Genomic DNA, 12,763 nt, shown 5'->3' with positions numbered 1-12,763 from the left:
TTCTATGCTAAAAAAGAACTAACCCAATGAAGTGACCCCAAAAAGTTAGACAGTATATTTTAAGTGAAGGATTGAGTTCTGTATTGTACAGGGCTCAGTCCTTTTAATGTTAGTTTGATACGTCTGTTGTTGTAGTAATCAATATAATCTGAAATAGCTTGTTTCAACTGGTCTAGTGATCGAAAACTCTTCTCAAATCCATAAAACATCTCTGTCTTAAGTGTGCCAAAGAAAGATTCCATCATCCCATTATCTAAGCTATTACCCTTACGAGACATAGACGGTTTCATGTTGTGTTCCTTTAGAAACTGGTGATAGTAGCTGTGTTGATACTGCCAGCCTTGGTCACTATGAAGAATAGCCCCTTGATAATCTTGCTTAGGAAAGGCTTCCTCAAGCATATCTCTTAATTGTTTTAAATTCGGTGATGTTGATAGATTATAAGCGATAATTTCACTGTTATAGCCATCAAGAACTGGTGATAGATACAATTTCTGATGACTAGCAGGAATCGAAAACTCCGTGACATCAGTGTAGCACTTTCTAAGTGGTTGAGAGGCACTAAACTGACGATTGATGAGATTAGCTGCTTTCTTGCCAACTTCTCCCTTGTAGGAATTATAGCGACGTTTAGTCCGTATCCTTGCCTTTAATCCCAAGTCTCTCATCAAGCGCTGAATCTTCTTGTGATTAATCCGATAGCCACGATTGCGTAACTCAAGATGAATTCTGCGATAGCCATAACGCCCTTTGTGTTCAGTATAGATGGCTTGAATCATCTCTTTTAACTCACTATTATTATCTTCCTTTGATAATCGCTTAAGCTGATAATAATAAGTTGAGCGAGCTAGCTTTAAGATAGCCAATAATAGCGATAAGGGAAATTCAGTAATTAGTCCTCGAATGATTTCTGTTGCTCTTTGAGCTTTGCTTCGTCCCTCAATCGGTATTCTCTCAGCTTTTTTAGCACAGCATTCTCCGCTCTAAGATACTCTAGTTCATGTTGGAGACGTTCTAACTCGGTCATCTCCTCAAGTTTTTTCTTTGGTTTACGTCTCATTTTGGCAGGTCTCCCTCGTTGTTTCTCAACAATAGTATACCCATTTTTCTTATATTGTGCTATCCAATTTGGAAGCATACCTTGATTTGGCAAGGCATAGTTTAAAGAAACCTCCAGTTGTGAGTAACCATTTAAGAGAACTTGGTCAATCATTTCTTGTTTTAAGTCTGGTGAGTAGTACCTGTTTTTTCCCTTACGGACAATCTCTGGACCATATTTATCCATGAGTTGTACCATATAGCGAAGATTAGATACGGTGATATTATAGGTTTGACTAATTTGCGACCAAGAATAGCCAGCTTGCTTCATTTGATAAATCGTTAGTTTATCTTCGTAACTTAATTTCATAGAAAAACACCCCCAAAGTTAGATTTTTTGTCTAACTTTGGGGGTGCAGTTCACAAGGCTAGCTCTTTTAGAATTATTTACCAAGTTTTGCTTTTGCTGCATCAGCAAGTGCTGTAAATGCCGCAGCATCGTTTACTGCCAAATCAGCAAGCATTTTGCGGTTTACTTCGATTTCTGCCAATTTCAAACCGTGCATCAATTGTGAGTAAGACAAACCGTTCATACGAGCAGCCGCGTTGATACGAGTAATCCACAATTTGCGGAAGTCGCGTTTCTTCTGACGACGATCGCGGTATGCGTAGTAGTATGAGTTCATCACTTGTTCTTTCGCTGTGCGGAACAAGATGTGTTTAGCTCCATAGTAACCTTTAGCTAGTTTTAAAATACGTTTACGGCGTTTGCGTGAAACAACGCCACCTTTAACACGTGCCATTTATATTTCCTCCAAATAATAATCTAAATTCTAGTAGTCGGCTTATTTCAAACCTGTAAGCATTGATTTGATACGCTTGAAGTCACCAGCATGTACCATACCTGCTTTACGAAGGTGACGACGTTGTTTCTTAGTTTTACCATGGAAACGGTGAGAAGTATAAGCGCGGAAGCGTTTCAATCCACCAGAACCTGTACGTTTGAAACGTTTTGCTGATGCGCGGTGAGTTTTTTGTTTTGGCATTTTAATTCTCCTTTTGCTTAATAAGCTTATTTTTTGTCTGAAGCTGGGGCCAACTGCATAAACATTTGACGACCGTCCATCTTCGCTCGCTGTTCGATAATGGCAATATCCTGAGTTGCTTCAGCGAACTCAGCCAATACTTTCGCTCCAACTTCCTTATGGGTAATCATCCGACCCTTAAAGCGGATGGATACCTTAACCTTGTTTCCTTTTTCCAGGAACTTACGGGCATTACGAAGCTTGGTCTCAAAATCTCCCTTATCAATAGTCGGACTGAGACGAACTTCTTTCACAGTGACAACACTTTGTTTTTTGCGCTGCTCTTTCTGCTTCTTCTGGTACTCAAATTTGAACTTACCATAGTCCATAATTTTCGCAACAGGTGGTTTAGCTTGCGGTTGAATTAACACTAAATCAACATTAGCATTATCAGCTATCGCCTGAGCCTCGTTGAGGGGTTTGATCCCCAACTGTTCACCGTCGAGACCGATAAGACGAACTTCACGAACACGAATTTCATCATTGATGAACAAATCTTGCTTTGCTATGGCTTTCACCTCATTTTATTTTTTTCGAGAAAAACAAAGCGGACCTGCTCTACACAAGTCCGCACTACATCCTTATCTTTCCGAAGAAATCTTAATCCGTAGGGCCAGACAACGTTAGTCGCAAGGCGAGAAGCTCTCACTTCTGCTTTTCTCAATGTGACTAGTATATCAAGTCTTGACCTACTTGTCAAGGATTTCTTTCGTTTTTTTTGAAATAAAGTCCACTACACCATCGATTGTTACGCCAGTTGTATCGAAAGTAATGGCATCTTCAGCCGCCTTTAGTGGAGAAACTGCTCTGTTGCTATCCTTATAGTCACGCGCTGCAATCTCTTCCTTAAGGGTGTCGAGGTCTGTTTCAATTCCTTTTTCCTGATTTTCTTTATAGCGGCGAAGAGCTCGTTCTTCTACCGATGCAATGAGGAAAATCTTCAATTCTGCATGAGGCAAAACGACTGTTCCAATATCCCGACCATCCATGACGATACCGCCTGAGCGGGCAATTTCTTGCTGCATGGCAACTAGTTTTTCACGCACTAGAGGCAGAGCTGCCACGACAGATACATTGTTGGTGACTTCATTGTCACGAATCGGGAGAGTAACATCTGTTTCTCCCACAAAGACCAGTTGCTCCCCCGTGTGGCTACGGTCAAATCGGATAGGATATTCCTCCAAGAGAGCCACTATGGCCTGTTCATCTGTCATAGTCAGCCCATGCCGTAGAGCTAAAAAGGTAGCCGAGCGATACATGGCTCCTGTATCTAAGTAGGTATAACCAAGATTCTTAGCAATGATTTTTGCAACGGTTGATTTCCCGCTTGATGCGGGACCATCAATCGCAATTTGAATGGATTTCATAATTCCTCTCTATCTAATTCGTACTACATCACCTGGATTTGCCCACCAAGTGCCACCAGGACCAGTCATTTTTTCTGGATTCAAGCGTTCCAATTCTGCAATAGAAATACCAGCACGAGCGGCAATAGACGCTTCTCCCTCACCTTCTTGAACCACCAGCGTGGAACCGTCTGTGGCCTCTGTCAAACTTGAGCTAGTCGTTGTCTCATCCGCTGAGCTTACTTCTGTCGTTGCCTCAGCAGCAGAGGAACCTTCAACAACTTCTGTCGTACTAGCAGATGGGTTGTGGAATTCTTGGCTAGAGTTCGTTGTGCTGCCTCCATTAGATAAGTAGAGCGCAATAATGGTGATTACCAAGACAATAATAAGAAAAATGACCGCTAAAACTGTAAATATACGGGTATGAATATCTCCTTTTAACTTACGGCTCTTCCGACTAGTTTCTGTTTCAGATTTTTCTTCAGCTTCTTGATAGATTTCTTCATTCCATGGTTCTTGTGTCATCCGTTGCTTTCTCCTTGTCTTTTTTCTTAAATACGATTACAATAACACTATGAAAATAAAACTTGACCCTGAAAAATGCATTGCCTGCGGACTCTGCCAAACCTACTCCACTATCTTTGATTACGATGATAATGGCATTGTTCTGTTTGCAGACCGTCCTGGACTGGAAGCTAACTTCCCTGATGATCCGTCCATTTTGAAGGCTGCTAAATCCTGCCCAACCAAGGCTATCCTAGCGGACTGATTTGGCTTTGTCTGAGTAGTATTCTTCAAAATAATCTTGTTTTATCAGGTGGTCAATCAGCTCAATCTCCCCTTTAAAGTTGGGGTTGAGGGCCAAAGCGTTAACAAAGTATTTTTTTGGCCATTTACGCATATAGAATACTTTCCCCTTGGAAAATTCTGGGGCACAAATGCGAATGTAGAGGTAGGTGACCTCTATTTTTTTGATAGAGGCAATTGGCAAACGCCTCGTTACAAAAGGATTGGCTGATGCAATCAGCAGGTGATCCTCTTTAATCTCAAAATAGCGGTGCAGACCGATACCAAATAAAAAGATAAAGAGGAAAAATAAAATAAAAATCGTATTTGAAATACGAGCCCTTTCATATACAAGGGACATACCAATAAAAATGGGAGTAATGGCTAAAGACCAGTAAATGATCGCCCATGACAACTCCGGTTGCCAATGGTATCGAATTTTACCAAATAGTTTAATCATCTCATTCCTCCTTCATCTATTCTAGCACAAAACCCATAAAAAGCCTATGAAAAGTTTATGAAGTTTTGAAACTTTTATTGCATTTTCATAACAGGAAAATCTCAATCAGATGACAGTTGCCTCTTCTTCTTGGCTACCAACCTTATTCACAAAAACGGCTCAAAACCAGAATCGTTAACATCATGGTTTTGAGCCGTTCTATTTTGTAGATTGTGTGACTGATTTAGAAATTATAATAGGTGAAGACTGTGCTGAGTAACATGGTATAGATAAAACAAATTGAAATATTTAATACCAATTCCTCAGAAAGAAAATCTTGAAATTTTTCAAAAAACTTCGTATTCGCTGTCAGAAAAATTAGAAAGAGTGGAATAATCCCTAAGACATAGCGATCTTGTATTCCCAGAACTGTTTGTGAACCGACCGGGGTCCAAGACAGATACATCGCAAGAACAATCCCCATCGTGAGAGCCAGACCTATCAGAAGCAGAGAGAGCCTACCAAAGATGTTGAAGCGTATCTTATTGGCATTATTCATTATAACCAAGAAGAAGAAAAGAAGGGTGTAGCTGATGAGGAAGGTCGGGCCGTAAGCTAGCCAGCCATATAGATGAATATTAGCTGGATTGAGGACACGCATAAGGGTTTCTCCGACGAGAACCTTTCCATACACCACTGGCTGGGAGAGGATGGATAGCAGCTGTTCCTTTGGATTAACGTCTTTCAAAAACTCAACGTCGTTAAAGTTCACATTGATGATTTGCGAATAGGTTCGCATCCAAAATACAGCTAACAGGGCCACAAACAAGATAGCTAAGCCTTTAATAAGCCAGATAGGAACTGGCCCACTATCAAACTTCTCATTTGGAACAAAGATTAGCAATCCTAAGAGCAAGAGAAAGGGGAGTTTCAGTGTGATAAGAAGGGCAGATAGGACTATAAATAATAGAACTTTCCCTAGACCAATCTTCTTTTCTGTCTGATAAAAATGACAAAACAGACCCAGTAACAACAGAATAACCCCTAAACTGAAGGCATCTTGATTATAAGAGCCTGCCAGATAGACATTCATCGGGATTAAGCTGGCCACTGCTATTACTTGTCCCATTTTTCCAGCAAATCGGATAGCAAAAAAGACTAAAAGCGCATAAACGAATACATTAAAAACTCTACCTAGAAAATAGCTCAATATGACGCTGATGTCTAAGCTATTCCCGATTTTTAATCCAATAGCCTGTGGTAGATAGCCAAAAATGTAATAGGCATTTGTCACTGTCAGACGCTCATTGGGGATTTCTTTTTCACTTGGTTCTATTCCAACTAACTGACTAATCATCAAGGGAACACGAAATTCCTTGTCGATCTTATCGTAATCTTCTGACTCAAGTAGCTGGTTCTTGTCATTGGACAAGTTCATATCTCCTTCTGAGAGAAACAGACTTCTTTGGTAATGAACGGGCTCGTCAGGGATATCGTTATTGGGACTCAGATAAGCCGACATAACTCCTGTTACGATAATAATCAGTGCCGTTGCGTATTCCAGCTTTTTGGGCTTGAAGGTCAATAAGACGACCCCTACCGTAAAGAGAACAAGCAATATTTTCCATGGCATGCTCTGGGCGTAGACCGTATACATCAAAATAAATACAAAAGTAAACAGAGCATAGGAAAAATACTGATTTCTTATCTTGTTGAAAACTAATTGGACGATTTGCATATCATTTCCTTTTCGTATAAAGATAAAGTGCTAGGGAGCTAATTAGCCATATAGCCATGGTCACTACATAGGCTAAGCCAGCACCGAAAATAGCATAATGGGAAACAAGAGGGCTCGTAACTAGTAGAGAGCAGGTAAATGCCAGAATATAAGAAACTAGCAAAAGATTTTGCTTTCTTAGTACTGTCAAAATATTATCAAATGCTGTCGCAAAACTACTTAGCACTCCTCCCAACATGAGTAGCATTAGGACAGACTGATAATGATCTAATTTTACACCATATAAGAGATTTAAAACAGGGATTCCTAACAGCCATGCTCCTACTAAGACAACCAAACTAGCACCCGCCAAAAAGAGAAGAATCTTGTACTGTAATCTCTTAAACTTTTCCTGCTCATCATTGAAATAGTAAATAGCCATCTGGGTGATCATGGGCCTGAAAAAGAGCATCAGTAGATTCATAACGAAGGCCGGCATAAACAAAATGTTAAAATCTGTCTGTACCCCTTCTGCTACTTTTCCGAGTTCTAATTGGCTATCCAAGGCGTATTTGGGACTATTGTAAATATAGTTCAAAAGAAAACCATTGATAAAAAACGGAAACACTTCTTTCAACAGAACAAGGGCAGACGAGAAGGGGCTGCCTTTTTTATCTGAAGGATGCATCCATCTTTCCATCTGAAAGGAATAGCGGATATCGTAGAAAACAATGAAGATAGAAGATACCAAACAAACAAGAACAAGTGCAACTGTTAAGTTATTCGTTAGAATCAGGGTTCCCGTAAAGACCAGAAAAACCAAGATATTGCGGAAAAAGAGGGATTTCCCTGCCAAATCCAAGCGTTCTTTTTGCTGAAAAAACCCCTGGAAAACATCTGAAAAGGCATCTGTCATCCGATAAAGAGCCACAAGGAGAATAATGGTCGCTTTATAGGCATCGAATTGCTGCCAAACAAGGTAGATAACTGCCGCCACAATCATCAGTCCACAGGTTAGGAGTCTTGACTGAAAGTAGTCTGGGAAACTGTACTTCTCCTTAATATCTGTCGCCTGATAATTGCGCATTTGAAACCATCCAATAACCAGCAAGAGATGGCCCAGCGAATAGGAAAAGGCAAAGACATCTGCCTCATTACGGGATAGCAAACGCGATACAACCATTAGTAACAAAACGGAAACGGCTGCCGTGGAAAGACTTCCCAACAAGTTCCACAAAAAATTTTGTCTGGCATTTGAGGTTTTCATCATTTGTCGCGCTCTCTCTCTTGTTCTGACAAGGCAATGTGCTGAATCAAACTTCTCAATTTAATTTCATTTTTAGAGACCTTCTTGGTCAAACGGTACTGATTGACAATCAACAAGAAAATAATGAACAAGAAAACAAAGTTGGCTGGCGATTGAAAACCAATCAATTCTGCAAAATAGATAACGACCCAAGGAAAGAGAGAAAAAAGAAATAGTAGCAAGGCAAACAAGAGCCAAAAGAAACTTTCTTCAATCTGAAGATTAGACTTTCTAATACTGCGCAGAATCACAAAGCTAGTTGAAATAGCAACAAGTACCAAAATAAGCTGCAAACCAAGTGTCATACTACTTCCCCTTTCTAAAATTTTGAATCACGATAATGGAAACGACCATGTGAATCATATAAGTCACTGAACGAGAAAGAGTCAGGTAAGATTGTCCTGCTTCTCTATCCAACATTTTCACCTGTACTTCTTTCACCTTCAACCCCTGACGAATAAGGTAGGAAATCGTGTCGGGTTCCGGTGTGTAGTTGATGTTGGTGGCAAAAATTTCAATCAGTTTTCTATTAAACATTCTCATGCCTGAAGTTGGATCCATGATGTTTTGTCCAGTTGTCAATTTAATCAGAAAACTAATCAGGGTGTTCCCCAACATCCGCAGGGAATTGGGACGTTTTTCTGTCACAAAGCGCGAGCCAATCACACAATCATTCCCTTCATCAATTCCTTTTACCAAATCAGCAATATACTCAGGCAAATGCTGTCCATCTCCATCAAATTGAACAGCCTTGTCGTAGCCGTATTTTAGAGCATATTTGAATCCTGTCTGAACGGCTCCTGATAGCCCAAGATTTTCTGGCAAATCAATGATATTGTAACCACGACGGTGACAGATTTCGGAGGTGCTGTCTTTTGAGCCATCGTTTATGATGACATAATCATAGTTTGGGTAGTTAAGAATGAGGTTATCAACTACTTTTTCGATTGATTCTTCCTCATTGTAAGCAGGTATGATAATCAGTGTTTTATTCTTCATTTTTTTCATATTCTCTATTTAAAATTCGATTGTTGACTTTTCTCGTAAAAACGCATCAAGGCATTGGCAATGAAATTCGGCCAAAAGAGTTTGTAGATGTCTAAATCTTCCTTGCTACGAACATTTTCTGTTATGGTTGCTGATGTTTCAGACTCTCCATGAATGCGGTGATACATCAGTACTTCTTTGATAAAGGTAAAACGACCTGAGTAATGGCTACTGATGTCATACCAAGCATACCAGTCCAGATTTGTTCGGAAATGCTCTTTGAATTGAAACCCCTTTAGTTTTGATAAGTTGTAACTAACGGCAGGACACGAAATCGCATTGCCAAAAGCCAAAACCCGATTGCGCCAAAAAGCAGATGTAGGAAAGAGATTCAAGGTGTTCAACATTAAACGCTTGATTTTTAAGTTGGTAGACCGAGCATCTTCCTGACCATCGCGGTATTCTGCATAATCTGAATAGACAATGGTTGAGTCTGGATATTTTTCAAAAGCCGCCATCGTCTTTTCAACAAAGGTTGGCAGATAGATGTCGTCTTGGTGAGCAATGGTTACATAGGGTGTTTCAACAAACGATAAGGCATTGTTCCAGTCTTTTCCGATACCACCGCCCTTTTTAGTATACATGGGCAGATGGTATTTTTCACACAGCCCCTCAATCAGTTGATTGGGCGTTGAGGTGTAGCAGGCTACGGTTGACTCAACTGTTTGATTGAGAATAGACTGGATGCACTCTTCTAAAAAGGAACTCTCTCCATAAGCACATATAACAACTGTATGTTTTTCTTTCAATGCAATCTCCTCATTTAGCAATTCGTATTTCATAACCCAAATCATTCTTCAACTCGGGCCCCGACTTGTCAACAGCGCCTAGTAATTTCAAAAATTACGACTGCTGCTTCCATTTTTGTAAACAGCGTTTGACAATGTATTTGACTGCTCTTGCAGGGCCGACAAAGATGTATTTTATCGCCCCCTTAATACCGCCCATGTGATCAAAATTTACATAGGTATGTGGAAGAGCATCTCCTCTTAAATTGAGTAATTTATTATCAACAAACGGTGTCAGAACAGTCGGATTCATGGCTATTCTAAAATCATAGTTTCTATCCCAGGCAATGTAAATCAGCAACCGCTCAATCGCATGAAGAATGGAATTCTGCGGCAAGGGTTCTGCTGGAACGTCTTTGTCAGTCAGATGAAGTTCAAACAGAGGTGCTAAGGCATCATACTTAAACCATACATAGGTTCCATAAGACATAACAAAGGTATGAAACTGATTAAAATCAATTTCTTTAGATAGCCCCATCGCTTGCCATAAGTCATTCATAGCAGGCGCAATTCTATGTTCATTATAGGCGTCTACTATTTTATTATAACGGAAAAAAGTCGGTATGTCGGCAATAACAATTCCCACATCTTCCTGTTCTTCCAGATGGGATAGAATATAATTAGCAGGTTTCACAAGCATCTCTATCAGCTCTTGACGCCAGGATTCTCCAGCCCAAAAATCAGCTTCCTTAGATTTTTTTGTATGAAAGTGACCAATAAAGTCATAATGGCTTAATTGCTCCTTCAACTTCAACATAGGAAGAACATCGCGACCGATATTACCTGTCACAAAAATGGTGCCCTGAACCTGATTGGCTGCCAATACAGCTTCAATCTCATTCATCTTTTCTTCAATGTCCGTTGTTATGAATAGGTCATAGCTGAATCCAAACTCTTTAAAAGCGGTTAAAAATTCTTCTAGCAGGTCAACGTAAAAGACATGGAGATGAACAGCAACTGTTCCATTAAGCGGCTTTCCTTCTCCAGCAGGTTTTAAATACTTTCTTGCTAAAAGGTACTTGTCATCCGGGAAGTTGACCTTGGACATGTGCGATACAATCAATTCAACAGGATAGGTTGTTGTTCTTTCGATTTCTTGCAAAAGATAGGGCGTAATGTGTTGGTTAGCATCAATGGTTTTAACCTTAATAAAAGGTACCTTGTGCTTGAGAATCGCTGTCGGATTGTAGTATGAAAAATCCGGATGAAGCATTCCTGTTGTATCTTCCTCAACAGTGTCAAATACAGATCTGTACCTAAAGCCTGCATCCAACAGATTCGTCGTCACTTGAGTTTCGTAGTTGTCAATAACATCCTGAACAGCTGTAAAATTTTTTATTCCCATCCAAAAATGTTGAAACGCCTCTGACTGAACAACTTTTTGTGAAAAAGAAAGAAAATAGCTCTGAATGTGTTCCTTAAATTGCTTATTGGCTCTGAAATTTGTCATACCCCAAAAATCAACAGTCGGATCTTGTTCAAATTCTTCGTAGAGGGGAACCATATTCCACAAGGGACCAAAGCAAGTGTCATTCATCAGTGTTACAGAATCATATTGCTGTACTTTTTCAAATCCCAGATAGAGCATCCCATCTCTCCAGGCAGCAAAATCGAAACCAATGTTCTCTCTTTCCACAATACAATCCACCATTTGGTGGGCACGAAGCGTCGCTTGGTCTTCCTCTGACAAACTGCTATTGCTGATGAAAACAATCTTTGAAAATAGCGGTCGTAGCTGGTTCAACTGGTAGTGAACATGAGAGCTGACCCGATTGTATTTATTAAAATGAACATATAAAAGCAGACGCTTCATTATTTTCTCCTAAAGAATTGAATAATTTTGGTTGGAATGGTCCACCGTCGGGAATGAATGACACTATTGTACTGGTGAGTTAAGCGAACAAACTGTTCTTCTACTTCTTTAAGACGATGGTACTCTCTTTGGTAGCTTTCCAATTCGTATATTTTTTGACGAGCTTGCTGGAGGTGGTTGGCTAAAACCGTAGAAACATAGTCCTGCGCTGTTTCATTCCCAAAATTGTATAACTGGTAACTGAGAACAAACTCCCTGCCAAATTCTGCAATTACTGGAAAAATCAACTGTGGATCTGGGTTTGGAAACAAAAGGGAGGATTGGTAGTAAAATCCTGTTGAGGCAAGCGCCTCTACTTCTGTCTGTGCCACCTGAGATACCAATGAAAAATGAGCATAATAGGATGGTTTTTCAGACAAATCAACCCGAAAAAGGTCACAGCCTTCTGGCAGCTGAAAAGAAAATTGATCCTCCTGTTTCAAAGGAAATTCAAGGATATTGTCCTCTGAAAAACCAGAACCTGCCACTGAAAAATAAATTTTTACTTTCTCCCCGGAAAGACTGCCCAGACTTAATTCCCGTTTAGTCAGCTCCAACTCGTAGCGATTGTTTCTCTCTAGCAGAATGTCTAGCATTTTTCTGCTATCACTATCTGGATACTTCTCCAGATAATCTTTTTGGGTTTGCAAAAGATTATTGAACCGGCGTTCTATCTGGCAGAACTCCTTAGGTCTGGAATCTGATCCGCGATTAACCGTGTAGGCGACGGTCGCCTGAGGAAGATAGGATAGTCGCGTTCTCTTAAATAAATCCAGTTGAAGATTAAAGGTATCATCGGAAGTTGCTAAATCCAGCTCTTCGTTGACAGCAAGCATCAACTGGCGCTCGACCAGCCAAGTTGATGCCATGGTGAAACCTCTGGTTGTAAGCATTTTTTCAAAGTCATCTGCTAGCGGAATCGTTCCTGTTTCAAAACCGGCAGCTGACACAAAGTTACTGTTTTCATCATAAATGTCAAAGTCTGTATTGGACCATTTAGAGTCTGGATTTTTCTCCAACAGATCAACCTGTTTTTGGAGCTTTAGGGAATCGAGCCAAAAGTCATCCCCATCGCAACGAGCTATGTACTCACCCTTAGCCTCTTTACAGATGGATACCCAGGTTTTCGCAATTCCTTGATTGCTCGTATGGTAAAAAGGGCGAATCAAGTCGGGATAATCTTTTGCAAATCGTTCGATGATAGCTGGCGACTGGTCGCTAGAAGCATCATCAACCAACAAAATTTCAAAAGGAAAGTTTGTTTCCTGCATCAAAAAACTTTCGATTACTCGTTCCAGCCATCGTTCCTTGTTATATACGGTACAAATAATCGAAACCTTCGGTTGGCTTTGCATAGTT

15 protein-coding genes and 1 other annotated feature are annotated in these 12,763 nt (G+C 40.2%); of the genes, 1 reads left to right on the top strand and 14 read right to left on the bottom strand.

Translation table 11 applies throughout. The annotated features are described in order from the left end of the window. Positions 1–59: 59 nt before the first annotated feature. The 6 genes from INT76_RS00435 to INT76_RS00410 all read right to left on the bottom strand — a co-directional run bounded on the left by INT76_RS00435 (position 60) and on the right by INT76_RS00410 (position 3,994). Positions 60–1,408, bottom strand: a protein-coding gene (locus tag INT76_RS00435) for an IS3 family transposase (RefSeq protein ID WP_212569952.1) whose coding sequence is annotated in 2 segments (ribosomal slippage) — positions 60–958 and positions 958–1,408 — 1,350 coding nt in all. Because the reading frame shifts where the segments join, the coding sequence is not laid out codon by codon here. Between the two features lie 73 nt (positions 1,409–1,481). After that, positions 1,482–1,841, bottom strand: a complete 360-nt coding sequence (gene rplT, locus INT76_RS00430) for a 50S ribosomal protein L20 (protein ID WP_000124834.1) — start codon at positions 1,839–1,841, stop codon at positions 1,482–1,484. Positions 1,842–1,883: 42 nt separating this feature from the next. Further along, the gene (gene rpmI, locus INT76_RS00425; RefSeq protein WP_012027223.1) at positions 1,884–2,084 is read right to left on the bottom strand and encodes a 50S ribosomal protein L35; all 201 of its coding nucleotides are present in this window, start codon (positions 2,082–2,084) and stop codon (positions 1,884–1,886) included. A 26-nt stretch (positions 2,085–2,110) separates the two neighbouring features. Continuing rightward, positions 2,111–2,641 carry a translation initiation factor IF-3 gene (infC, locus tag INT76_RS00420; protein WP_212570992.1) on the bottom strand — a complete coding sequence of 177 codons (531 nt, stop codon included), beginning with the start codon at positions 2,639–2,641 and terminating at the stop codon, positions 2,111–2,113. Positions 2,642–2,656: 15 nt separating this feature from the next. Continuing rightward, positions 2,657–2,786, bottom strand: a sequence feature (ribosomal protein L20 leader region). A 26-nt stretch (positions 2,787–2,812) separates the two neighbouring features. Beyond that, on the bottom strand, positions 2,813–3,490 hold the full coding sequence (gene cmk / locus INT76_RS00415; RefSeq protein ID WP_212570990.1) for a (d)CMP kinase: 678 nt from the start codon (positions 3,488–3,490) through the stop codon (positions 2,813–2,815). A gap of 9 nt (positions 3,491–3,499) precedes the next feature. Next, complete coding sequence (locus INT76_RS00410) at positions 3,500–3,994, bottom strand: SAG1386/EF1546 family surface-associated protein (protein WP_212570988.1); 495 nt, start codon at positions 3,992–3,994, stop codon at positions 3,500–3,502. A 49-nt stretch (positions 3,995–4,043) separates the two neighbouring features. On the opposite strand from INT76_RS00410, the gene INT76_RS00405 reads away from it, so the two are divergent. Next, the gene (locus INT76_RS00405; protein WP_212570987.1) at positions 4,044–4,238 is read left to right on the top strand and encodes a ferredoxin; all 195 of its coding nucleotides are present in this window, start codon (positions 4,044–4,046) and stop codon (positions 4,236–4,238) included. Here the strand turns inward: INT76_RS00405 and INT76_RS00400 are convergent. The 8 genes from INT76_RS00400 to INT76_RS00365 all read right to left on the bottom strand — a co-directional run bounded on the left by INT76_RS00400 (position 4,227) and on the right by INT76_RS00365 (position 12,759). After that, positions 4,227–4,715 (bottom strand): EbsA family protein, encoded by a 489-nt coding sequence (locus tag INT76_RS00400; RefSeq protein WP_212570985.1) that lies wholly within the window; start codon positions 4,713–4,715, stop codon positions 4,227–4,229. The genes INT76_RS00405 and INT76_RS00400 overlap by 12 nt on opposite strands. A 223-nt stretch (positions 4,716–4,938) precedes the next feature. After that, on the bottom strand, positions 4,939–6,432 hold the full coding sequence (locus INT76_RS00395; RefSeq protein WP_212570983.1) for a DUF2142 domain-containing protein: 1,494 nt from the start codon (positions 6,430–6,432) through the stop codon (positions 4,939–4,941). A gap of 1 nt (position 6,433) precedes the next feature. After that, positions 6,434–7,681 carry a lipopolysaccharide biosynthesis protein gene (locus INT76_RS00390; RefSeq protein WP_212570981.1) on the bottom strand — a complete coding sequence of 416 codons (1,248 nt, stop codon included), beginning with the start codon at positions 7,679–7,681 and terminating at the stop codon, positions 6,434–6,436. Continuing rightward, complete coding sequence (locus tag INT76_RS00385; RefSeq protein ID WP_212570979.1) at positions 7,678–8,022, bottom strand: DUF2304 domain-containing protein; 345 nt, start codon at positions 8,020–8,022, stop codon at positions 7,678–7,680. The genes INT76_RS00390 and INT76_RS00385 overlap by 4 nt, the downstream gene beginning before the upstream one ends. 1 nt (position 8,023) lies before the next feature. After that, positions 8,024–8,716, bottom strand: coding sequence for a glycosyltransferase family 2 protein (locus INT76_RS00380; RefSeq protein ID WP_212570977.1), 693 nt, complete (start codon positions 8,714–8,716; stop codon positions 8,024–8,026). Positions 8,717–8,730: 14 nt separating this feature from the next. Further along, complete coding sequence (locus INT76_RS00375; RefSeq protein WP_212570975.1) at positions 8,731–9,513, bottom strand: glycosyltransferase; 783 nt, start codon at positions 9,511–9,513, stop codon at positions 8,731–8,733. Between the two features lie 94 nt (positions 9,514–9,607). Then, positions 9,608–11,365: a rhamnan synthesis F family protein gene (locus INT76_RS00370; protein ID WP_212570973.1), complete on the bottom strand. Its 1,758-nt coding sequence runs from the start codon at positions 11,363–11,365 to the stop codon at positions 9,608–9,610. Next, positions 11,365–12,759 (bottom strand): glycosyltransferase, encoded by a 1,395-nt coding sequence (locus tag INT76_RS00365; RefSeq protein ID WP_212570971.1) that lies wholly within the window; start codon positions 12,757–12,759, stop codon positions 11,365–11,367. Before INT76_RS00365 ends, INT76_RS00370 begins: the two co-directional genes overlap by 1 nt. Positions 12,760–12,763: the final 4 nt, after the last annotated feature.

This window comes from Streptococcus oriscaviae (assembly GCF_018137985.1).
GTDB classification, from domain to species: Bacteria; Bacillota; Bacilli; order Lactobacillales; family Streptococcaceae; genus Streptococcus; species Streptococcus oriscaviae.
The sequence above is the reverse complement of the archived record's forward strand: the minus strand, read 5'-3'. Positions and strand labels throughout refer to the sequence as shown.